This is a genomic window from Leifsonia sp. McL0627, assembly GCF_058244615.1.
Genome location: NZ_JBZCGM010000006.1, coordinates 396875 through 417770, shown reverse-complemented (window position 1 = coordinate 417770; position 20896 = coordinate 396875). Strand labels below are relative to the sequence as shown.

23 protein-coding genes are annotated in these 20896 nt (G+C 70.0%); 8 read left to right on the top strand and 15 right to left on the bottom strand.

What is annotated here, in order from left to right:
* Positions 1–26: 26 nt before the first annotated feature.
* Positions 27–419: a DUF5997 family protein gene (locus AC37TH_RS17985; protein WP_490765712.1), complete on the bottom strand. Its 393-nt coding sequence runs from the start codon at positions 417–419 to the stop codon at positions 27–29.
* Between the two features lie 34 nt (positions 420–453).
* On the opposite strand from AC37TH_RS17985, the gene AC37TH_RS17980 reads away from it, so the two are divergent.
* Together AC37TH_RS17980 and AC37TH_RS17975 are read left to right on the top strand one after the other, a co-directional pair.
* Positions 454–1155, top strand: a complete 702-nt coding sequence (locus AC37TH_RS17980) for a LysR family transcriptional regulator substrate-binding protein (protein WP_490765711.1) — start codon at positions 454–456, stop codon at positions 1153–1155.
* A gap of 47 nt (positions 1156–1202) precedes the next feature.
* Positions 1203–2480 (top strand): alpha-hydroxy-acid oxidizing protein, encoded by a 1278-nt coding sequence (locus AC37TH_RS17975; RefSeq protein ID WP_490765710.1) that lies wholly within the window; start codon positions 1203–1205, stop codon positions 2478–2480.
* Positions 2481–2522: 42 nt separating this feature from the next.
* On the opposite strand, the gene AC37TH_RS17970 is transcribed toward AC37TH_RS17975, so the two are convergent.
* From AC37TH_RS17970 to AC37TH_RS17955, 4 genes are all read right to left on the bottom strand, one after another.
* The gene (locus tag AC37TH_RS17970) at positions 2523–2930 is read right to left on the bottom strand and encodes a cupin domain-containing protein (protein WP_490765709.1); all 408 of its coding nucleotides are present in this window, start codon (positions 2928–2930) and stop codon (positions 2523–2525) included.
* Between the two features lie 121 nt (positions 2931–3051).
* Positions 3052–3975, bottom strand: coding sequence for an NADP-dependent oxidoreductase (locus AC37TH_RS17965; protein ID WP_490765708.1), 924 nt, complete (start codon positions 3973–3975; stop codon positions 3052–3054).
* A 54-nt stretch (positions 3976–4029) separates the two neighbouring features.
* Positions 4030–5058, bottom strand: coding sequence for a 6-phosphofructokinase (locus AC37TH_RS17960; RefSeq protein ID WP_490765707.1), 1029 nt, complete (start codon positions 5056–5058; stop codon positions 4030–4032).
* 113 nt (positions 5059–5171) lie between these two features.
* Positions 5172–5801, bottom strand: a complete 630-nt coding sequence (locus tag AC37TH_RS17955; RefSeq protein WP_490765706.1) for a CYTH domain-containing protein — start codon at positions 5799–5801, stop codon at positions 5172–5174.
* A 75-nt stretch (positions 5802–5876) separates the two neighbouring features.
* On the opposite strand from AC37TH_RS17955, the gene AC37TH_RS17950 reads away from it, so the two are divergent.
* Positions 5877–6269: a DUF3224 domain-containing protein gene (locus tag AC37TH_RS17950; protein WP_490765705.1), complete on the top strand. Its 393-nt coding sequence runs from the start codon at positions 5877–5879 to the stop codon at positions 6267–6269.
* A 49-nt stretch (positions 6270–6318) separates the two neighbouring features.
* Positions 6319–6516: a hypothetical protein gene (locus AC37TH_RS17945; RefSeq protein ID WP_490765704.1), complete on the top strand. Its 198-nt coding sequence runs from the start codon at positions 6319–6321 to the stop codon at positions 6514–6516.
* Positions 6517–6560: 44 nt separating this feature from the next.
* On the opposite strand, the gene AC37TH_RS17940 is transcribed toward AC37TH_RS17945, so the two are convergent.
* From AC37TH_RS17940 to AC37TH_RS17920, 5 genes are all read right to left on the bottom strand, one after another.
* Positions 6561–8717, bottom strand: coding sequence for a DEAD/DEAH box helicase (locus AC37TH_RS17940; protein ID WP_490765703.1), 2157 nt, complete (start codon positions 8715–8717; stop codon positions 6561–6563).
* A gap of 172 nt (positions 8718–8889) precedes the next feature.
* Entirely contained in the window at positions 8890–9231 is a 342-nt protein-coding gene (locus AC37TH_RS17935) for a DUF6804 family protein (RefSeq protein WP_490765702.1), read from the bottom strand.
* 125 nt (positions 9232–9356) lie between these two features.
* The gene (locus AC37TH_RS17930) at positions 9357–9782 is read right to left on the bottom strand and encodes an RbsD/FucU domain-containing protein (RefSeq protein ID WP_490765701.1); all 426 of its coding nucleotides are present in this window, start codon (positions 9780–9782) and stop codon (positions 9357–9359) included.
* A gap of 180 nt (positions 9783–9962) precedes the next feature.
* Positions 9963–12194, bottom strand: a complete 2232-nt coding sequence (locus AC37TH_RS17925) for a heavy metal translocating P-type ATPase (RefSeq protein WP_490765700.1) — start codon at positions 12192–12194, stop codon at positions 9963–9965.
* Entirely contained in the window at positions 12191–12415 is a 225-nt protein-coding gene (locus AC37TH_RS17920) for a heavy-metal-associated domain-containing protein (protein ID WP_490765699.1), read from the bottom strand. Before AC37TH_RS17920 ends, AC37TH_RS17925 begins: the two co-directional genes overlap by 4 nt.
* 61 nt (positions 12416–12476) lie before the next feature.
* Here AC37TH_RS17920 and AC37TH_RS17915 point away from each other — a divergent pair, with 61 nt between their 5' ends.
* The 3 genes from AC37TH_RS17915 to AC37TH_RS17905 are packed head-to-tail and all read left to right on the top strand — an operon-like array spanning position 12477 to position 14640.
* Entirely contained in the window at positions 12477–12755 is a 279-nt protein-coding gene (locus AC37TH_RS17915; protein ID WP_055892256.1) for a metal-sensitive transcriptional regulator, read from the top strand.
* 2 nt (positions 12756–12757) lie between these two features.
* Positions 12758–13285 (top strand): O-acetyl-ADP-ribose deacetylase, encoded by a 528-nt coding sequence (locus AC37TH_RS17910; protein ID WP_490765698.1) that lies wholly within the window; start codon positions 12758–12760, stop codon positions 13283–13285.
* Positions 13282–14640, top strand: coding sequence for a M20/M25/M40 family metallo-hydrolase (locus tag AC37TH_RS17905; RefSeq protein ID WP_490765697.1), 1359 nt, complete (start codon positions 13282–13284; stop codon positions 14638–14640). The genes AC37TH_RS17910 and AC37TH_RS17905 overlap by 4 nt, the downstream gene beginning before the upstream one ends.
* A gap of 77 nt (positions 14641–14717) precedes the next feature.
* Here the strand turns inward: AC37TH_RS17905 and AC37TH_RS17900 are convergent, their stop codons facing one another.
* The 5 genes from AC37TH_RS17900 to AC37TH_RS17880 form a co-directional block, all read right to left on the bottom strand.
* The gene (locus AC37TH_RS17900; protein WP_490765696.1) at positions 14718–15311 is read right to left on the bottom strand and encodes an SGNH/GDSL hydrolase family protein; all 594 of its coding nucleotides are present in this window, start codon (positions 15309–15311) and stop codon (positions 14718–14720) included.
* 113 nt (positions 15312–15424) lie between these two features.
* Positions 15425–16285: an aldehyde dehydrogenase family protein gene (locus tag AC37TH_RS17895; protein ID WP_490765695.1), complete on the bottom strand. Its 861-nt coding sequence runs from the start codon at positions 16283–16285 to the stop codon at positions 15425–15427.
* Positions 16282–17778 (bottom strand): aldehyde dehydrogenase family protein, encoded by a 1497-nt coding sequence (locus AC37TH_RS17890; protein WP_490765694.1) that lies wholly within the window; start codon positions 17776–17778, stop codon positions 16282–16284. Before AC37TH_RS17890 ends, AC37TH_RS17895 begins: the two co-directional genes overlap by 4 nt.
* A 27-nt stretch (positions 17779–17805) precedes the next feature.
* Complete coding sequence (gene deoC / locus AC37TH_RS17885; protein WP_490765693.1) at positions 17806–18837, bottom strand: deoxyribose-phosphate aldolase; 1032 nt, start codon at positions 18835–18837, stop codon at positions 17806–17808.
* Between the two features lie 13 nt (positions 18838–18850).
* Complete coding sequence (locus tag AC37TH_RS17880) at positions 18851–19801, bottom strand: sugar-binding transcriptional regulator (protein WP_490765692.1); 951 nt, start codon at positions 19799–19801, stop codon at positions 18851–18853.
* Positions 19802–19902: 101 nt separating this feature from the next.
* Between AC37TH_RS17880 and AC37TH_RS17875 the strand changes: the two genes are divergently transcribed.
* Positions 19903–20841: an ROK family protein gene (locus AC37TH_RS17875; protein WP_490766087.1), complete on the top strand. Its 939-nt coding sequence runs from the start codon at positions 19903–19905 to the stop codon at positions 20839–20841.
* Positions 20842–20896: the final 55 nt, after the last annotated feature.

Sequence of the window (20896 nt, the reverse complement as noted above, 5' to 3'; positions counted from 1 at the left end):
CGTGCGAAAGTACGGGCGCGTGTTGGCTAGTCGGTACGGGCGGCGCGCTCGGCGTTGCGGGCCTTGACGCGGGCGTTCTCGGCGTGGACGGCGGCCTGGGTGGCGCGCTCGGTGACGAGCCACGCCGGCGGCTCCTCGAGCAGCGACTTGATCTGCGCGGTGGTGAACGCCTCGTCGACCCCTGAGCGGGCGAGACCGGAGTTGGAGATCCCGAGCTTGTGGGCGACGACATCCCTGGGATGCGGTCCATTCGCGCGCAGCGAGACCAGCCACTCCGGCGGGTTGGCGGCGAGCTCGTCGAACTCGGTGCGGGTGATCTCGCCGTCCTGGAACTCTGCTGGGGCTGCCGGGAGGTAGATCCCCAGCTTCTTCGCGGCGGTCGCCGCCTTCATCGTCTGGGGCTTCTTCTGGGCGCTCATGGTTTCAAGGGTATCCGTTCGATACCCTCAGAGGATGCCGTCACCGTTCACGATCGTCTTCCCCCTCGGCGTGACCGTCGGCAAATGGACCCGCGTCTTCGAGCAGCGGCACCCGGAGGTGCAACTCATCGTGACCCGCGTGGCGGATGCTGAACAGCGAGAAGCCGTCGAAACGGGCGGCGCGGACATGGCGTTCGTGCGCGAACCGGTCGACACCGACGGCCTGCACCTGATCCCGCTTTATGCCGAGGACATCGTCGTCGCGATGCACCATGAGCACCTGCTCACGCTGGAGAAAAAGCTCCACCTGGCCGACCTCGACGGCGTGCCACGTGTCGAGGGCGTGCCGTCCGAGGCGATGTTCCGCAGCATCGCGGCCGGGGACGGCATCGCTGTGATGCCGCAGTCCGTCGCCAAGGCATTGCGCCGCAAAGACGTGGTCGCGCTGAAACTGGAAGACGCGGAACAGAGCAGGGTCGGCCTCGCCTGGCCCAGGGAGGCGCAGCACGAGCTGGTCGACGAGTTCATCGGAATCGTGCGGGGCCGCACCGCCCACAGCTCGCGCAACCCGGACGTCGCCGCCGCCGAGGCCGACGCCGCCCAAGACGCCAAGAAGCCCCAGCGCGCCGCCACAGGCCCGAACGGCCCCGCGAACAAACAGGGCAAGCAGGGCAAGCGCCCCACCTCCGGCCCGCGCAAACCCCCGCGCCGCAGCGGCGGACGCCGCCCCCGCTGACACACGGGCGCGGCGGGGCAGAATGTGGGGATGACAGGTTTCTGCGGATGACAGAGAGCGTCGGGCGGGAAGCACAGTCGGCGATCTACCGGGCCGGGGTCTCCGGGCGCACCCCGCGCATCCCCGTCGGCTTCGACGGGCTCGAGCGGGCGGCGCAGCGCCGCATGTCGCGCGCTGCGTTCGCATACGTCGCCGGCTCCGCCGGGCTTGAGCGCACGGACCGCGCAGACACCGCCGCGTTCGCCAGCCACCGGATCGTGCCGCGCGTGCTCCGCGACGTGTCGGCACGCGACCTCGGCATCGAGCTGTTCGGGAAGCGCCGCGCGACCCCGCTGCTGCTCGCGCCGATCGGGGTACTCGACCTGGCGCATCCATCGGCCGACGCCGGGGCCGCCAGAGCCGCCGCCGCCCTCGGCATCCCCGCGGTGCTCTCCAACCAGGCGTCGACGCCGATGGAGGCGGTCGCTGCGGCGATGGAGGCGGTGACCCCTGGCGCGAGCCGCTGGTTCCAGCTCTACTGGAGTTCGTCGAACGAGCTGGTGGAGAGCCTGGTCTCCCGGGCGGAGCGGTCGGGCTGCGAGGCCATCGTCGTCACCCTGGACACGCACGTGCTCGGCTGGCGGCCGCGCGACCTCGACCTCGGCTATCTGCCGTTCAGCCGAGGAAGAGGCATCGCGCAGTACACGAGCGACCCGGTGTTCCTGCGCCTGGTGCGCAAACGGATCGCGGAGGGTCGGCCCCGCGAACGCACCCGGGTGACGCCCGCCACGATCGCGTCGTTCGCGAGCATCCTGCGCCACCATCCCGGCCGTGTGCGCGACAACCTGCGTTCGCCGGAGCCGCTGGCCGCCATCGAGACGTTCCTCGACGTGTTCGCGAATCCGGCGCTCACCTGGGCCGACCTCGCGTTCCTGCGCGAGCGCACGAGGCTGCCGATCGTCCTGAAGGGAGTGCTGCACCCGGACGACGCCTCCCGCGCCGTCGACGCGGGAATGGACGCCGTGCAGGTGTCGACGCACGGCGGACGCCAGATCGACAACGAGCAGCCGGCACTGGAGGCGCTCCCCCGCGTCGTCGCCGCGGTGGCCGGACGCCTCCCCGTCCTGTTCGACAGCGGCGTGCGCAGCGGGGCGGACGCGGTGGTCGCGCTCGCGCTCGGCGCCAGGGCGGTGGCCATCGGGCGGCCGTACGTGTACGCGCTCGCCCTGGCCGGTGAGGCCGGCGTTCGCGAACTACTCCGGAACACGATCGCCGAGCTCGACATCACGCTGGGGCTGGCGGGCGTACGCAGTGTGGAGGAATTGGACGCCTCGATCTTCGCCTGAGCAGCACCGCCGCTCAGGACACCGCCCCTCAGGACATTGCCGCTAGGACACCGACGCGCCGATCAGCGACAGCAGCGCCTGAGCATACGCCGTTGCGGGCTCCTCCGCCTCGAACATCCGCTCGTCCCCGCCGAGCTGGATCGTGACCCGGTAGCCGTCCGCCGTGCGCGCCAGGTGCAGGAAGGCCGCGCCGAGCAGCTCGCGCAGCTGGTCCTCGCGCGGGATCCAGAGCGCGTCCTCCACCGCGAGCGAGTCGAGCGCCCACTTGGTGGTGCCGTTGAACCCGAGGATCGTCCCCGTGTCGAACTCGTGCGGCTCGATGGTCATGTCGCTCACCGTGAACCGGTCGCCGGTGAGCTCCTCCCTGTCGATCGCGAAGGTGTCACCCGCCTGGGGACGCCAGCGGAGGCCGGCCGCCCGCAACTGCCGTGCGGTGTCGTCTGCGATCATCGGATGCTCCCTGCGTTCTCGTGGGACCTCGCGGCTCATCGGTGGCCTGAGCGCGAGTCTAGGCGTGCGCCCTCCCGATTCCCAGAGTCAAAGAATCCCAGCGGCATCCCGTTCCGGAGCGTCAGTCGGTGACCAGCACGATCTTCCCGCGTAGGTGACCGCCCTCCAGCCGGGCGAACGCCTCGATCACCCGCTCGATCGGGAAGATCGAGTCGATCGGCAGCACGCACTGGTCTTCGGCGAGCATCCCGGCCAACCAGGTCAGCTCCTCGTTGCCTGCTGCCCTCCCTCCGACCGTGTTCGCGCCGCGCGCAGCGGGGCCGAACGCCGCGATGGTGTTGATGCGCTCGACGGGGACGCCGAGTTCGATCCCGGCGTCGATCGTCTCCGGACCGTGGTTGTCGAGCACCGCGGTCAGCGCGCCGCCGTCGAGCACGTCGCGCACCCGTTCGATCAGCCCGTCCCCGTAGGCGACGGGCACAACCCCGAGCGCCTCCAGGTAGGCGTGGTGCTCCTCGCTCGCGGTGCCGATCACGGTCGCCCCAGAGCGGACGGCGAGCTGGGCGGCGAGGATGCCGACGCCACCGGCGACCGCACTCACCAGCACGGTGTCGTCTTCGCCCAGGCCCAGGGATGCGGTGGTCGCCGCTGCCGTTCGGCCCACCGTCGCGAGAGACCCTGCCACCTCGAACGTCAGCGCGTCCGGCTTGTGCACGACCGCTCCGTCCGCGGGAACGACGGCGAAGTCGGCGAAGGTGCGGAACGGCGCGCTGCCGAAGACAGCCTCGCCCACGGTGAACCCGGTGACGCCATCACCGACCTCTTCGACGAAGCCGGAGAAGTCCTGCCCGAGCCCGCTCGGCACGGTGACGCCGAAACGCGTCGCCGACTGCTCGTCCCGGTAGATCTTGTAGTCCATCGCGTTGAGACCGGCCGCCATCACCCGGACGACGAGCTCGCCTGGGCCCGGCCACGGCCGTGGCCTGTCGACGAGTCGCAGGACGTCACGGGAACCGAACTCCTCGAACTGCACGAACCTGGGCACACCGACTCCTCACGCTCTGTGCGAGGAGTCTAGTTGCCCGCCTGGGCGAACGGCTCAGCCGAAGAGCAGGGCCGCTTCGTCGTAGCGCGCCTGCGGCACTGTCTTGAGGCCGCCGGTCGCGTCCGCGATCGACACGTTGACCACGTCCGTGCCGCGCAGCGACACCATCGAGCCCCAGCGTCCCTCGTAGACCGCGTCGATCGCCGCCATGCCGAGGCGCGTGGCGAGCACGCGGTCGTAGGCGCTCGGAACGCCTCCGCGCTGCATGTGGCCGAGCACGCTGGCGCGCGACTCGATGCCGGTGCGCTCCTCGATCATCGGGGCGAGCATCTCGCCGATGCCGCCGAGACGGGGACGGTTGAACGCATCCAGGCCCTTGTGCGAGTGCGCCTCCTCCATCGTGTCGAGGTGGAAGCCCTCCGACACGACCAGGACGGGCGCGCGACCGCGGTCGCGCACCGACTCGACCCACTCGACGATCTGCTCGATCGACTGCGGCTGCTCCGGGATGAGGATGGCGTGCGCGCCGCCTGCCATGCCGGAGTGCAGGGCGATCCAGCCGACGTGGCGACCCATGACCTCCACCACCATGCAGCGCTGGTGCGACTCGGCCGTGGTGCGGAGACGGTCGATGGCCTCCGTGGCGATCTCGACGGCGGTGTCGAAGCCGAAGGAGTAGTCGGTGGCGGCGAGGTCGTTGTCGATGGTCTTCGGGACGCCGACGATCTTGAGGCCGGCGTCGGTGAGGCGACGGGCCGCGGTCAGCGTGCCCTCTCCGCCGATCGCGATGATCGCGTCGATGCCGTGCTCATCCATCATGCGCTGGATGTTCTCCGGTCCGCCGTTCTCGCCCTCGAACGGGTTGGTGCGGCTGGAGCCGAGAATCGTGCCGCCCTGGCGGGAGAGACCGCGCACACTGTGGCGGTCGAGCGGCATGATGTCGCCGTCGACCACGCCGCGCCAGCCGTAACGGAAACCGGCGAACTCCGAGGAGTGGACGCGGTCGCCTTTCAGGACGGCGCCGCGGATGACCGCGTTCAGTCCTGGACAGTCGCCGCCACTGGTGAGGATGCCGATCTTCAAAATGCTGCTCCCTGGATGATTTTCGCTACGTGTGAATCATGCCCGACACCGGTCGCCAGTACAAAAACGCCCGAACGCCGAGCACCGGGCTCCGGTAGCCCAGCGCCGGACGGCTACAGGCCGAGCGCGCGTTGCAGCTTGGACGAGCTCGCGGACACGACGGCGCCCGCCGTGAGGAGTCGCTGCTCGATCTCGTCGAGCAGCGCCGTGCGGCCTGCGCGGGTGTCCGGTGCTCCGCTCAGCAATTCGACCTCCCACTCGCGCCACGACTGAGATCCTCCCGCGCGGAGGTTCTCGCTCGTCACGTGGTCGTCGCACAGCTCGGCGAGGTCGAAACCGGCCGCATCCTGCAGCACGACCGTGACGCGGGTGTTGGTGACCCGTGCGACAGCGACGAGCGCTTCGGCGGCGATGTGCGCATCCTGGACCAGCTCTGCGATGGTCGCGACCAGCTCGGCGGGTGGTGCGTCGTCGTCGGTCAGCGCCCAGTGCAGCTCGGTGCGGCCCTCCTCGGCCGGCAGCTTGACGTGCCAGCCCTGGTCGGCTCCCCCGCGGCGGACGCGCAGGGCGACCTTCGACCGCGCGAGCGTGAGGTCTGCGGTGTCGAAGTAGGTGGCGACCAGCTCCGCCGTCTCCGGCTCCGACTCCGTCGCGACGGCGCCGACCCCGATGAGGAGAGGGGGCGCCGTTGTCTCGTCGACGTCGTACTTGCGTTCGATCTCGAGCTGAGCGTGCTTCGGCATCCCCCCTGTCTAGTGCAGTTTCGCTCTGTCGCGAAATTTCCAGACAGGGACACCTCTGCTGTCTAGGGTGATGGCATGAGCGAGCACGAGACGATCACCGCCCGATTCGAGGTCACCGGATGGGACCCTGCCGACCTGCCTGGCATCGACGGGGAGTGGGTCGGGGCGGTCACGATGCGGAAGACGTACACCGAGGGCCTGGTCGGCGAATCGGTCGCGCACTTCGTGTCGTCGGGCACGGAGGAGAGCCGCGGGTACCTGGCCGCCGAGCGGGTGACGGGGACGCTGCCCGACGGCCGCAGCGGCTCGTTCACCGTGCACCACGGCGCGCTACAGCACCCGGGCGACCCGTCGGCGTTCGGATACGTCGTGCCAGGCACAGGGACGGAAGATTTCGCGGGGTTCGCCGGCAGCGCGCGCATCGTGCACGACGAGCGGGGGCCGTTCTTCGTCATCGACCTCGTCTGACCGGGCGGGACCCTCGACCGCGGGCGGGTGCGAGAGGTACCCTCGGTGCATGAGCGAGAGCGACACGCGCAGCGGCGACGACGACCTCGACGACTTCCGCGAGGCGCAGGAGGGCGACTACGAGCCTGAGCCCGTCATCCGCGACGAGGACGACCTGCCGATCGACGCCGGTGACGCCGACGACGACCTGGTCCCCGACGACGACCGCCCCGTCCCCCTCGACCCGGACGACGCCGACATCGCCTGATGCCGTCTGCGCCTAGCAGAGCCGCCTAGCACCGACCTCTGCGCCTAGCCGAGCGCGTCCTCCAGCAGGTGGATGAGCGCATCCAGCTGCACGGAGTCGGCCGAGCCGGGCTCCACGTCCGAGCCGTCGAGCGCCCTGGCCGCGAGGCCCTGCTTGGCGTCGATCAGCTCCGCGATCTTGGAGTCGATGGTCTGCGCCGCGATGATGCGCCACGCGGTGACCGGCTCCTCCTGGCCGATGCGGTGAACGCGGTCGATCGCCTGCGTCTGCTCCGCCGCCGTCCAGGACAGCTCGGCGAGCACCACGTTGGAGGCGGCCTGCAGGTTGAGCCCGACGCCGGCGGCGGTCAGCGAGCACACGGCCACGGCGACGTCCGGGTCGTTGTTGAACGCGTCGATCTCCTTCTGGCGGGCGATGGCGGTCTGGTCTCCGCGGATCGAGATCGTCTTCAGGTCGCGGGCGGCGAAGGCGTCCTCCGCCGCATCCATCACGTCGATGTGCTTGGCGAAGAACACCACCTTGCCGACCGAGCGCGCCAGCTGGGCGGCGTAGTCGGAGGCGAGCCCCGCCTTCGCCTGGCCGATCTTGCGGACCATCGTGAAGACGTTGTCTCCGCTCTTCGACGACTTCGAGTCCTCCAGCTCCGACTGCGCGACGAGCCGGATGAGGTGCTTGCGGTGCGCGTCGTCGTCCCCGTCGAACGAGTCGGGACGACCGGCGGCGGAGGCGCGACGGAACTTCTGGACGAGGCGCGCCGCCAGCTCCTTCTCGGCCTGGCGGATGCTGCGGCCGAGGTCGTCGTCGAGCTCGACCGGCAGGTCGACCACGCGGCGGCTCGGCAGGTCGGCGGCCACGTCGATCTTGCGGCGGCGCACGATGCCCATGTCGATGACGGCTTCGCGCGCGGCGGCGTAGAAGCCGAAGTCGGCCGGCGTCAGCTCGGTCTCCTCCAGCTTCTGCATCAGCTCCGGCGTCGGCTTGTTGCCGTCGATCCAGCCGAGGAACTGCCAGATGGCCCTGAAGTCGTCGATGTCGTTGATCAGCGGCGTTCCGGTGAGGGCGAGCATCAGCGGGTCGCCCGTCTTCCTGATCGCATCCGCCAGGCCGAGCACGTACTTCGAGCGCTGCGAGTGCAGGTTCTTGATGAAGTGCGCCTCGTCGACCACCATGCCCTTGAAGCCCAGCGTGCTGAGCCAGGCGAGGTGCCTGTCGAGCACCTCGTAGTTTACGATGACCACGTCGGCGAACGCGTCCAGCCCTTCGCCGTCGCCGTGGATGACCGTGGCCCTCCGGTGCGGCGTCCAGCGCTCGACTTCGCGCGCCCAGTTCATCTTGACGACGTTCGGGACGACGGCGAGCAGTGGGTACGCGCCGGCCACGGAGGCCGCGAGCACCGACTGCGCCGTCTTGCCGAGACCGGGCTCGTCGGCGAGCAGGAAGCCACGGTGGCCGAGCCGGACGCTCTCCACGAAACGCGCCTGGTGGTGCATCAGTTCGAGGCCGGGAGGAGAGTACCTGTCGATGGCCGGGGCCGGGGGAAGCTCCATGCTCGCCGCCTGGCCGCCCGCGCCGTACTCGAACGACTTGAACAGCGGCCCGAGCAGCTCCCACGAGTCGAGGCGGCGCCTCGGCGCGGATTGCGCGGCGCCCGCCTTGGAGAAGTCGGGGGCGAGGAACGGATTGGACAGCTGCCTGGCGCGCACCGACTGCGGGACGACCTGCTTCTCCGCGAGCTCCGGGGTGATGACGCTGTCCTGCTTGACGACGGGACGCTCGACCGTGATGATCAGGTCGTCCGGCGTGAGCTCGGTGCCCGATTCGAGCAGCCAGTCGCGGCGCATGGTCTGCGCCGTCGCGGTGGGCGGCGACTCGCTCTCCAGCAGGGAGATCAGCGAGGTGTCGCGCGCGGCGGTCTTCGCGAGGATCGTCGCGATGCCGTCGAGGCGCTTCAGCTGCTCGGCGCGCGCTGCGTCGCTCAGCTCGGGGTCCGATTTGGCGCGGGCCCGCTCCTCGCGCATCAGGAAGGCGATGACCTGGAACTTGGTGCGGTTGGTCGGTCCGAGCTTCTTGCCGTCCGCGGCCTTCGCCTCCACCTCCCGCACTTTGCGCGCGAGGACGGGGATCAGCCCGTCGTTGTTCGCATGGCGGTTGCGTCGCTGCTGCTGGCGCGACGGGCTGGTGCGTTGACCGGAACGAGACATGGTCCTCCAGTGGGAGCGTCGCGCGCTGACGAAGAGCGGACGCCGTATGGCGTGAGGGCCGGCGCAGCGATCGAGCGGGGAACCGAATGGTCCCGCCCGCCGCGGTGAGCGCCGGAGATGCGCCGTGCATGGAACTGCGGCGCGCACACCAGTTTACGCGAGGTTGCGCGAATCAGCGACGTTGATCGACGGGGATCTTCACGGTCACGGCGACGGCGACGAAGATTACGGCTCCGGCGAGGTGCAGCACCCGCAGCACGACGTCGTCGAACGTGATCGGCCAGATCGGGTTCCAGATCACCGCGAGCGGGATGAGGCCCGCGAACCACCACCACTGCTTCGCCTGGCCGGCGAACACGCAGAGGATGAGCGCGAGGATGCTCACCGCATACTGCAGGTAGAGGTACCAGCCGCCCCCGATCAGGGCGAGGCCGCCGATCAGGACGATCGCACCGAGCAGTCCGGGAGCGAGTGCCGCGCGGTTGAACGCCGGCGGTGTGGGGTAGCGGGACACGGTCACCGAGTCTACGGCAGCGGGTCAGGCGCAGAATCCACCAGCGGAATCCAGGTCGGGCCTGGTGGGGCGTGCCGGTGTGCACGAAGCTCACCGGCACGCCCACGTTCAGCTGTGCGTGTGATTCAGCAGGGTCCTTTCCGCAGCAGGAACGCGCAGGGTGGGGCGTCCGACCCCACGCTCACGGTCACCACGGATCGGCGGGCGAGCTCGACGAAGTCGCCGAGCTCCAGACGGGTCATGGGCACGCGACGGAGTTCGGCATCGGAGGCGATGCCGTTCACCGCGAACGCCACGTCTGGGACATCGTACGGTTCACCGGCGAGATCGAGGAACACGATCGGCGACGGATCGTCGTTGTCGAGAGGGAACACACTGAGGATCGCGTCTGCGGCGGCTTCAGTGGTCACTTCTCCTAGATGGATGACGGGTGAAACGATCTCTTTTTCTGGGTAGCCGCTGCCGACAAGGGTAAGCATGTCGCCATCGTGCATGGAATCCAGGGCACTTAACAGCGCACCGGACAGCAGCGGGCTGAGGTTCTTCAGCAAAGTCGGGCCTTTCCTGTAAAACGAATATTTCTCAACCCCTAGCTGGAGGATAGACCCGGCAGTATGTCCTCCCCCACCCCCCGTTCAGGGGTGAATGCTGACGGCGCGCCGGGAGAATGCTCAGAACACCTCCGGGGTCACTGGTAGTGATGCATCCCCTGGGCGGAATATGACGCCGTTTTACAAAGAAACCGTTCGTCCGGTAAACCGGCGCAGCCGCAGACTGTTCAAGACGACGAACACGCTGGAGAACGCCATCGCGGCCCCGGCGATCATCGGGTTCAGCAGCCCGAGCGCCGCGACGGGCAGGGCCGCCACGTTGTACGCGAACGCCCAGAACAGGTTCCCCCTGATGATCGCCACCGTCTTCCGCGACAGCAGGATCGCGTCGGCCACCAGCACGGGGTCGGAGCGCAGCAGGGTCAGGTCCCCCGCCTCGATCGCCACGTCGGAGCCTGACCCCATCGCGATCCCCAGGTCGGCCGCCGCGATGGCCGCCGCGTCGTTGACGCCGTCCCCGACCATCGCCACCGAGTGCCCGTCCGCCTGCAGCAGCGCGATCGCCGCGGCCTTGCCCTCCGGCGTCGCGCCCCCGACCACCCGCTGGATGCGCAGCGGAGCAACGACGGCGCGCACCGTGTCCTCGTGGTCTCCGCTCAAGACCACCGGTTCGATGCCCAGCTCGCGCACGAGCCTGATCGCCTCCGCCGCATCGGCGCGCAGCGGGTCGGCGACGCTGAGCACGGCGGCCGGAGCGTCGTCAACGGTCACGAGCACCGCCGTCGCGCCGGCAGCGCGCGAGGCGCGGAGCGCCCCGGCGAGTGCGCCCGGCAGGGCGGCGTCCCCGTCCACCCGCGCGACGCCGACGCGCCGCCCGTCCACGCGTGCGGTGACGCCGAACCCGGCGACGGCGCGGAACTCGGAGACGGGAGCGTGCGCATCCACTGCGGCGGCGATGGCCAGGCCGATCGGATGCTCGGAGCCGCGTTCCGCTGACGCCGCGAGCCTGAGCACCTCGGCTTCCTCGAAACCGTCGGCCGCCACCACGCCGGTGACCGTCATGACCCCGGTCGTGAGCGTGCCGGTCTTGTCGAACACGATCGTGTCGATGCGTCCGGTGCGTTCCAGCACCTCCGGTCCGGTGATCAGGATGCCGAGCTGGGCGGCGCGCCCCGTGCCGACCAGCAGCGCGGTGGGCGTCGCCAGCCCGAGCGCGCACGGGCAGGCGACGATCAGCACGGCGACCGCCGCGGAGATCGCCGCCGAGGTTCCCCCGCCGACGAGCATCCAGACACCGAACGTCGCCAGGGCGATGACGATGACCACGGGGACGAAGACGCCGGAGATGCGGTCGGCCAGCCGCTGGACGGCCGCCTTGCCGAGCTGGGCCTCCTCGACAAGCTTCGCCATCCTGACCAGCTGCGTGTCGCCGCCGACCCGGGAGGCGCGCACGACGATGCTCCCGGCGTGGGCGATGGTCCCGCCCGCCACGCTGTCGCCCGGCGCGACCTCCACAGGCACGGACTCCCCGGTCAGCGCGCTCGTGTCGACGGCTGCGCCGCCGTCCGCGACGACTCCGTCCGCCGCGATGCGCTCCCCCGGCCGCACCACGAAGCGGTCGCCGACCGCCAGGTCTGCCACGGGGACGCGACGCTCGGTTCCGTCGTCCGCGAGAATCGCCACGTCTTTCGCGCCCGCGTGGAGCAGGTCGCGCAGGGCGGCGCCCGCCCTCCGCTTCGAGCGTTCCTCCACGAAGCGTCCGAGCAGCAGGAAGGTCGTGACACCGGAAGCGACTTCGAGATAGATGGCCCCGGAGGCGCTGCCCGGCTCGGCCAGCAGGCTGAACGGATGGCGCATCCCGAGCTCGCCCGCCGTGCCGAACACGAGCGCCCAGAGCGACCAGAGGTAGGCGGCCGCTGTGCCGAGCGAGACGAGCGTGTCCATCGTCGCCGCCCCGTGCCGCAGGTTCACGGCGGCGGAGCGGTGGAACGGCCAACCACCCCAGAGCACGACGGGCGTCGCCAGCACCAGCGACACCCACTGCCAGCCCCAGAACTGCCAGGCCGGGATCATCGCGAGCAGCACCACAGGAATCGTCAGCGCCGCACTGACCAGCAACCGGATGCGCAGCGCAGCACCCGAGTCGGCGGCGGCCGGCGGCTCTGCCTTCTCGATGACGTGCGCGCCGTAGCCCGCCTTCTGCACCTCTGCCACCAGCAGCGCGGGGTCGAGGGCCGCCGGGACGGTGACGCGGGCGCGTTCGGTGGCGAGGTTGACACTGGCGGTCACCCCGTCGATCCGGCCGAGACGCTTCTCCACGCGGGCGACGCAGCTCGCGCAGGTCATGCCGTCGATGGCGAGGTCGAGCTGCACGTCGGCGGCGCCGACGGGAGCCGCGGCAGGGGCGCTCACAGCAGGGGCAGCTGACGCGGGTGGGCGACGGCGTATCCGGCCTCTTCCACGGCGCTCACGACCGCATCCAGGGCCGGTGCGGTGTCGCTGGTGACCGTCGCTGTGCCTGCGGCGACGTCGACCGCGACCGCCGTGACGCCGTCGATCGCGCCCAGCTCGGCGCTCACCGCGTTGGCGCAGTGCGCGCAGGTCATGCCCTGGATGTCGTAGCTCGTTTCCATGTCTTCGACTGTAACACATACCCCATAGGGGTATGTGGGATCGGGGAGGTATCCTGGAGCGGTGATCGCAGACATCAAGAAACGCGCCATGCACCGCACGCGCATCCTCGAAGGCCAGCTCAGAGGCCTGGAGAAGATGATCGAGAACGAGGACTACTGCATCGACATCATCACGCAGTCGCTCGCCATCCAGAAGTCGCTCGGCTCGCTCAACAAACTGCTCGTCGAGAACCACCTCAAGACCCACGTCTCCGAAATGTTCGAAGAGGGCGGCAGCCAGCGCGACGACGCGATCGTCGAACTGCTGAAGGTCTACGAACTCTCCAACAACAGGGGCTAGCCGTGGACGACCTCATCCGGATCGTCCAGGGCGACATCACCGACCAGCACGTCGACGCGATCGTCAATGCCGCCAACAGCTCGCTGCTCGGCGGAGGCGGCGTCGACGGCGCCATCCACCGCCGGGGCGGCCCCGCCATCCTCGAAGCCTGCCGCGAGCTGCGCGCGACGTCCCTGCCGGACGGCCTCCCGGCCGGCCAGGCCGTCGCGACCACGGCCGGCGACCTCGACGCCACCTGGGTCATCCACACGGTGGGACCCGTCTGGTCAGCCACGGAGGACCGCACCGAACTGCTGCAGAACGCATACCGGTCATCGCTGCGGGTCGCGCGCGAGGTCGGCGCGACCTCCGTCGCCTTCCCCGCGATCTCGGCCGGCGCATACGGCTGGCCGATGGACGACGCGGCGCGCATAGCGGTCAGCACCGTGCGCGCTGTGCTCGCTGCATCGTTCGGGCCAGTCGAACAGGTCAGGTTCGTGCTCTTCTCCGACGACGCCCTCGCCGCGTTCCGCCGGGCGGCGGGCGAGTGAGCCAGGAGCCGGGCCGCGACGACACGGGCAGCGACGACACCGCCGTCGAGCGCTTCCGCACCCTCCTGCGCATCCCGACCATGTCGCGCAACGCCGTCGAACAGACGGACTGGGAGGCGTTCGACCTCTTCGTCGCCACGCTGCCCGAGCTCTACCCTGCACTGCACGCGACGCTGGACCGCGAGCTGCACGGCCACTCCATGCTCTACCGCTGGCGCGGCGCGGGCGACGGGCCGCCCACCGTCCTGATGGCCCACTACGACGTCGTCCCCGCCACCGCGGAGGGCTGGGAGCACCCGCCGTTCGGCGCGGAGATCGTCGGAGACGGCGACCGCCGCGTGCTCTGGAGCAGGGGCACGCTCGACGACAAGGGCGCCCTCGTCGCCATCCTCGAAGCAGTGGATGCGCTGGTCGCCGCGGACTTCAGGCCCGCGGCGGATGTGTACCTCAGCTTCGGGCACGACGAGGAGACGGTCGGCTCCGGCGCGAAGGCGATCGTCGCAGCGCTGGCCGAGCGCGGCGTGCGCCCCGCTCTGGTGGTCGACGAGGGCGGAGCGGTCGTCGAGGACATCTTCCCCGGCGTCGCCAAGCCCATCGCCGTCGTCGGCGTGAGCGAGAAAGGCATCACCAGCGTCCGGCTCACCGTCGAGCAGAACGGCGGCCACGCCTCCACCCCGCCGAAGCTGACGGCGACGGTCCGGCTGGCGCGCGCGATCACGCGGCTGAACGCCAAACCGTTCCCGGCCAGGCTCACCGAGACCAACCTGCAGATGGTGGAGACGCTCGGCGCCCACGCGACCGGGCCGCTGCGTGCCGTGTTCACCCGCGCCCGCACACTGAAGCCCGCGCTCGTCGCTGTGCTCGGCCGGGTCAGCGACGAGACGCGCGCGATCGTGCGAACGACCACGGCCGTCACCCAGCTGAGCGGCAGCCTCGCGGCCAACGCCCTGCCGGAGACCGCCGAGGCGGTCGTGAACGTGCGGATCGCGGTCGGGTCGAGCGTCGCCGAGACGCTCACACACCTCCGGAAGGCGATCCACGACCCGCTGGTGCGCATCGAGGCGGTCGACGCGAGCGAGCCGTCCCCGGTGTCTCCGACGACCGGCCAGGAGTGGGAGTCCGTCGCGCGCAGCATCGAGGCCGTGCATCCGGAGGCGGTGGTGACGCCGTACATCATGCTCGGCGCGAGCGACAGCCGCCACTTCACGACGATCAGCGACGCCGTCTACCGCTTCACCCCGTTCGAGATGAGCACCGAGGAACGCGGCACCCTGCACGCCCGCAACGAGCGCATCCACGTGGCCACCTGGCTGCGCGGCATCCGCTTCTACGAGACCCTGCTCCGCGCCCGCTGACCCCCGCCCAAGCAATCGAGCCGGGAGTTATGCACGCGACACGCCGGGTGTCGCGTGCATAACTCCCGGCTCGATGATCAGGCGGCTCCGCCGAGGTCGGGGAGGGTGATGGAGCGGCTCGACGGAGGGAGCTGGCGCAGGCGCTCGAGGGCCGGGACGAGCTCGTTGACCCAGACGCGGTAGCCGTCGTCGTTCAGGTGCAGGCGGTCGTCGCTGTACACCGGGTTCAGTTCGCCGTCGTCGAGCGCGAAGGCCGGCCACAAGTCGAGCCAACCCGCGTGCACCGTCGGCGCGAACTGCCACAGGTGCCGGTTGATGTCGCGGATCTGGTCCGCGAACTCGTGACCGCGCGGCAGCACCGACTGCACCAGGATGCGCGCCTCCGGCAACTCCCTGCGCAGCGTCACCAGAATGGTCTCCACGTTGCGCACGACATGCTCCACCGAGCGCCGCCAGGCCAGGTCGTTCGTGCCGATCATCAGCACGACCACCGCGGGCTGCGCGTTGATCACATCCCACACACGGGCGACCACGTCGTCCGTCGTGTCTCCCCCGACCCCGAAGTTGTAGATGGTCTCCCCCGGCAACCACGCCTGCCAGTCCCCGCCCTGCGTGAGACTGTCTCCGACGAGGGCGGTCGGACCCATACCCGACATCCCCTGATCCGTCATGCGGACCTCCTAAGTCTTTCTGTCATCCTCCCCCACGAAGCTGAAAGACGCGAGGGGTGTACCGCTGCGCGAGGCTGCGGTACACCCCTTGTGGATGCGTCGTCTGGCTGGGCTCAGATCAGCGACTTGGTGTGCCAGACCGTCTTCGTCTCGGTGAAGAACGCGATCCGGTCGAGCGACGGCGTCGCGGCGTCCAGGCCGTTCTCCGGCGCCAAAACGCGCTTCAGCGTGTCCGCAGCGGCGATCTGCAGGTCCACCCACTCCAGCGCGCCTGCACCGACCAGGTCGAGCGCATTGACGTCGGCGTGCGACGCCAGCCACGGCGCGATCTCGGCCGGCGAACCGGTCAGGATGTTCACCACGCCACCCGGCACGTCGCTCGTCGCCAGCACCTCGGACAGACTGATCGCCGAGAGCGGGAAGCGCTCGCTGGCGACGACCACCACGGTGTTGCCCGCGACCAGAGCCGGGGCGACGGCGCTCACGAAGCCGAGCAGCCCGGTGTCCTGCGGCGCGACGATCGCGACGACGCCGGTCGGCTCCGGCACCGAGATGTTGAAGTACGGCCCGGAAACCGGGTTGGCGTTGCCGACGACCTGCGCGAACTTGTCCGCCCAGCCCGCGTACCAGACCCAGCGGTCGATCGCTTCGTCCACCTGTGCACCCGCCGCTGCAGCGGAGACGCCCTCGGTCTGCTGGATCTCGTCGACGAACTGCGCCCGGCGACCCTCCATCAGCTCGGCGATGCGGTACAGCACCTGGCCGCGGTTGTATGCGGTCGCTCCCGCCCAGCCGCTGAGGGCTCCGCGGGCGGCGACCACCGCATCCCGAGCGTCTTTGCGGGACGCCTTGGCGGCGTTGGCCAGGAAGACGCCCTTCGCCGAGACGACCTCGTATGTGCGCCCGGACTCGCTGCGCGGGAACTTGCCGCCGATGTAGAGCTTGTACGTCTTCGACACGGTCAGGCGGCTCATTTCTTCGCTCCCTTGCGGGTCGTGGTGGATGCGGAGGTCAGCGCGGCGGGAAGTGCGCGGCCCGGCGTGAGGTACGCGCCGAGGCCGTGGCGGCCGCCCTCGCGGCCGAAGCCGGACTCCTTGTAGCCGCCGAACGGGCTGGCCGGGTCGAACCGGTTGAAGGTGTTCGCCCAGATCACGCCGGCGCGGAGCTGGTCGGCGACAGCCAGGATGCGGCTGCCCTTGTCGCTCCAGATGCCGGCGGAGAGGCCGTACGGGGTGTTGTTCGCCTTGGCGATGGCCTCGGCGGGCGTGCGGAACGTGAGCACCGACAGCACCGGCCCGAAGATCTCCTCGCGGGCGATCCGGTGGCTGGTCGAGACGTTGTCGAAGATCGTCGGCGCGAACCAGAAGCCGTTCTCCGGGATGGCGCAGTCGGCCGTCCAGCGGTCGGCGCCCTCCGCCTCCCCGATGTCCGACAGCTCCCGGATGCGCGCCAGCTGCTCTGCGCTGTTGATCGCACCGATGTCGGTGTTCTTGTCCAGCGGGTCGCCGAGGCGCAGCGTCGACAGGCGGTTCTTCAGCCGGTCGACCACCTCGTCGTGGATGCTCTCCTGCACGAGGAGCCTGCTGCCTGCGCAGCAGACGTGGCCCTGGTTGAAGAAGATGCCGTTGACGATGCCCTCGACGGCCTGGTCGATCGGGGCGTCGTCGAAGACGATGTTCGCCGCCTTGCCGCCGAGCTCCAGGGTGAGCTTCTTGTCGGTGCCAGCGACCGAGCGGGCGATCTCGCGGCCGACGGCGGTGGAGCCGGTGAAGGCGACCTTGTTCACATCCGGGTGGTTGACCAGGTCGCGCCCGGTCTCTCCGGCGCCGGTGACGATGTTGACGACGCCGGCGGGGAGGCCGGCCTGCTGCACGATCTCGGCGAACAGCAGCGCGGTCAGCGGGGTGGTCTCCGCGGGCTTCAGCACCACGGTGTTGCCGGCGGCGAGGGCCGGAGCGATCTTCCACGCGAGCATGAGCAGCGGGAAGTTCCACGGGATGACCTGCGCGGCGACGCCGAGCGCGCGGGGCGCCGGGCCGAGACCGGCGTGATCGAGCTTGTCCGCCCATCCGGCGTAGTAGAAGAACCAGGCGGCGACCAGGGGGACGTCGACGTCGCGGCTCTCCTTGATCGGCTTGCCGTTGTCGAGGCTCTCCGCCACGGCGAGCTCGCGGGCGCGCTCCTGCACGAGCCGCGCGATGCGGAACAGGTACTTGCCGCGGTCGCTGCCGCTCATCTTCGACCACACGCGCTCGTATGCTCGGCGGGCGGCGGCGACGGCCGCATCCACGTCGGCGGTGTTCGCGGTCGCGATGGTTGCGATGCGCTCCTCGGTGGCCGGGGAGATGGTCTGGAACGGGGTGCCGTTGCCCTCGACGAACTCGCCGTCGATGAACAGGCCGTACTGGTCGCGCAGGTTCAGGATGGCCCGAGACTCCGGCGCTGGTGCGTATTCGAGAAAACTCATTGTGTCTGCCTTCTGGTCTCTTCTGGCTCAGTCGATCGTGACGTAGTCGGCGCCGGAGTAGTGCCCGGTGCTCAGCTTCTGGCGCTGCAGCAGCACGTCGTTCAGCAGGCTGGAGGCGCCGAACCGGAACAGGTGCGGCTGCAGCCAGTGCTCGCCGACCGTCTCTGCGACCGTCACGAGGTATTTGATGGCGTCTTTGGACGAACGGATGCCTCCGGCCGGCTTCACGCCGATCTCCTCACCCGTCAGCTTGTGCCAGTCGCGCACGACCTCGAGCATCAGCAGAGTGACCGGCAGCGTCGCGGCGGGCGACACCTTGCCTGTCGAGGTCTTGATGAAGTCGCCACCCGCGAGGATCGCCAGCCAGGAGGCGCGGCGCACGTTGTCGTACGTGTTCAGCTCCCCGGTCTCCAGGATCACCTTGAGGTGGGCGGACGAGCCGTCCGCGCGGCGGCACGCCTCCTTGACGGCGACGATCTCGTCGAAGACGAGCCCGTACCGCCCGGAGAGGAACGCTCCGCGGTCGATGACCATGTCGATCTCGTCCGCACCGGCCGCGACGGCGTCCGCCGTGTCCGCCAGCTTGACCGCCAGGGACGCACGCCCGCTGGGGAACGCAGTCGCGACCGCCGCGACGTTGACGCTCCCCGGCGCCCCGCCCGAGCGACCGGCATGGGAGGCACCGAGCGCCTCGACCGCGTACGGAACCATGTCGCCGTACACGCAGACGGCCGCAGGCCGAGGAGCCGTGAGGTCACTCGGGTCCGGCGTGAGTGCCTTGGCGACGAGCGACCTGACCTTGCCGGGCGTGTCAGCGCCTTCGAGCGTGGTGAGGTCGATCAGCTCGATGATCTTGTCGAGCGCCCAGGCCTTGCTGGTGGTCTTGATGGAGCGCGTGCCGAGTCCAGCCGCGCGCTGTTCGAGGCCGACCGCGTCGACTCCGGGGATGCCGTTCAGGTAGCGGCGCAGGGAAGCCTCGGTGAAGTCGCCTCCGAGCACCTCCACAGCCCGGGCCGCCGGTGCGAGGTTGCGCACGGGCGGCGTCGTTTCGATGGTCACGTCACTCCTTCTGTCAGCTCGCCGCTGTGCGGCCGAGCAGGTGGTTCGCGGTGGATTCGTCCGTGATGATGGTGGTGCAGAGGCCGCTCGACACGATGGCGTGAGCGACCCTGTGCTTGGTCTCCCCCGCGATCACGGCGATGCTGGTGCGCGCTGCGCGCAGTTCGTCGAGCGAGATCCCGAGCGTCCTGCCGTCGAGGTCGGGATCGGCGACCTGGCCGTCCTCGGTGATGAACCGGCCGACGATGTCGCCGACGGCGCCGCGAGCGGCCAGGGAGGCGACGTCGTCCGCCGTCAGGTATCCCGAGTCGACGTGCACGGAGCTGGTGTCGACGACACCGGCGCTGAACAGGTACGCGGAGGCGCTTCTTGCCAGCGCGAGCACGCTCTGCACCGACCGGTCGGCCTCGATAGCGCGCCTGGTCGCCGCGTGCTCGAAGATCGCCGGGCTGGGCAGCAGCGTCGCGGTGCCCTGCGCCTTCCTGGCGATCACGACAGCCGTGTCCGCCGCCGCCGTGGCCTGGCGCGTGCTGGACACGCTGCCGTTGATCTGCACCGGGTTCACCCCGACGGCCCAGCCGGGTCGGAGGCGCGCGGCGACGGCGTGCAGAGTGCGGCCCCAGCTCACGCCGAGGGTGCGCGGGACGGGACGGAGGGTGGTGAGGTAGTCGGCGGCGGCCTGCGCGACCCGGGCCTGCACATCCGAGTCGGTATCGAGCGAGGGGACGACGACGGCGTCGGCCAGGTCGTAGAAACCGCAGAGTTCGCGTTCCAGCGAGAAGCGGCGGGCGCTGGGGTGCACGATCTCGATGCGCACGAAACCGTGCTCGCGCGCGGCGACGAGGAGTCGCCCGACCTTCCACCGGCTGACACTGAGAGCGAGACCGATCTTGTCCTGGGTCTTCCCGGCCTCGTAGTACAGCTCAGCGGCTTTGACGGCGAGGATTTCATCGGAGTCGTTCATGGCCACCCTTCCAGCTTAGGAACCGGATGCGCGCCTGAGCAACGCTTGCGCGCATGTTGCTCATATGAGCATAGGTGGTTTCGTTTAGGGTAAAGACCGTGCTGACACCCCTCGCCCTCGCCGTCGACTTCGGCGGAACCAAAGTCGAAGCCGCGCTCGTCGATGCGGACGGCCGCCTGGTCGAATCGTCCCGCTTCCGCCGGCCGACCGGCCGCACGGCCACGGTCGCCGATCTGGAGGCATCGGTCGGAGGCGTCGTCCGCGACGCCATCGCCGCCGTGCCCGCCGACGCCGAGGTGATCGGCGCCGGCATCGGCTGCGCAGGACCGATCGACCGCATCCGGGGGCTGGTGTCGCCGCTGAACGTGCCGCACTGGCGCGACTACCCGATGCGCGACTTCATCGCGGGCGTCGTGGCAGACAGCGGGCTCGACATCCCGGTGACCCTGGAGATGGACGGCGTCGCGATCACGCTCGCCGAGCACTGGGTGGGAGCCGCCCAGGGCGTCGACAACGTGATGGGGATGGTGGTCTCTACCGGCATCGGCGGCGGCCTCATCGTCGGCGGCCGCGTCATCACCGGGCCGACCGGGAACGCCGGTCACATCGGCCACGTCGAGGTCGGCGAGCTCGTGGGAGACGACACCTTCGGCAACCCGAGCGCCCTCGAAGCCATCGCCTCCGGGCCGCACACCGTCTCCTGGGCCAGACGGCACGGCTTCACCGGCACGACCGGCGAGGAACTCGCTGCAGCCTACGCCGCTGGCGACCCCGTGGCGCACCAGGCCATCGCGCGCACCGGCGAGGCCGTCGGCCGCGCCATCGCCTCAGCGACCGCACTGCTCGACTTGGAGCTCGTCGCCATCGGCGGCGGCTTCTCGCACTCCACCCCCGACCTCTTCGACCACATGCGCCGCGTCATCGACGCGCACTACTTTCCCTACGTGCGCAAGGTCCGCATCGTCCCCTCCGCCCTCTCCTCCGAGGGCCCCCTCATCGGCGCCGCCGCCCTCATCCACCGGGCCCACCTCCTCCCCTGACCCGCGTCCCCCGGCAATCGAGTCGGGACTTATGCACGCGACACGCCGGTGTGTC

What these genes read in the sequence shown, in the direction of transcription:
- AC37TH_RS17940 (WP_490765703.1), bottom strand. Translation starts at nt 8,717, where the DNA reads ATGTCTCGTTCCGGTCAACGCACCAGCCCGTCGCGCCAGCAGCAGCGA.
- AC37TH_RS17970 (WP_490765709.1), bottom strand. Translation starts at nt 2,930, where the DNA reads ATGATCGCAGACGACACCGCACGGCAGTTGCGGGCGGCCGGCCTCCGC.
- AC37TH_RS17950 (WP_490765705.1), top strand. Translation starts at nt 5,877, where the DNA reads ATGAGCGAGCACGAGACGATCACCGCCCGATTCGAGGTCACCGGATGG.
- AC37TH_RS17880 (WP_490765692.1), bottom strand. Translation starts at nt 19,801, where the DNA reads ATGAACGACTCCGATGAAATCCTCGCCGTCAAAGCCGCTGAGCTGTAC.
- AC37TH_RS17975 (WP_490765710.1), top strand. Translation starts at nt 1,203, where the DNA reads ATGACAGAGAGCGTCGGGCGGGAAGCACAGTCGGCGATCTACCGGGCC.
- AC37TH_RS17955 (WP_490765706.1), bottom strand. Translation starts at nt 5,801, where the DNA reads ATGCCGAAGCACGCTCAGCTCGAGATCGAACGCAAGTACGACGTCGAC.
- AC37TH_RS17895 (WP_490765695.1), bottom strand. Translation starts at nt 16,285, where the DNA reads ATGAGCCGCCTGACCGTGTCGAAGACGTACAAGCTCTACATCGGCGGC.
- AC37TH_RS17890 (WP_490765694.1), bottom strand. Translation starts at nt 17,778, where the DNA reads ATGAGTTTTCTCGAATACGCACCAGCGCCGGAGTCTCGGGCCATCCTG.
- AC37TH_RS17980 (WP_490765711.1), top strand. Translation starts at nt 454, where the DNA reads ATGCCGTCACCGTTCACGATCGTCTTCCCCCTCGGCGTGACCGTCGGC.
- AC37TH_RS17945 (WP_490765704.1), top strand. Translation starts at nt 6,319, where the DNA reads ATGAGCGAGAGCGACACGCGCAGCGGCGACGACGACCTCGACGACTTC.
- AC37TH_RS17985 (WP_490765712.1), bottom strand. Translation starts at nt 419, where the DNA reads ATGAGCGCCCAGAAGAAGCCCCAGACGATGAAGGCGGCGACCGCCGCG.
- AC37TH_RS17920 (WP_490765699.1), bottom strand. Translation starts at nt 12,415, where the DNA reads ATGGAAACGAGCTACGACATCCAGGGCATGACCTGCGCGCACTGCGCC.
- AC37TH_RS17900 (WP_490765696.1), bottom strand. Translation starts at nt 15,311, where the DNA reads ATGACGGATCAGGGGATGTCGGGTATGGGTCCGACCGCCCTCGTCGGA.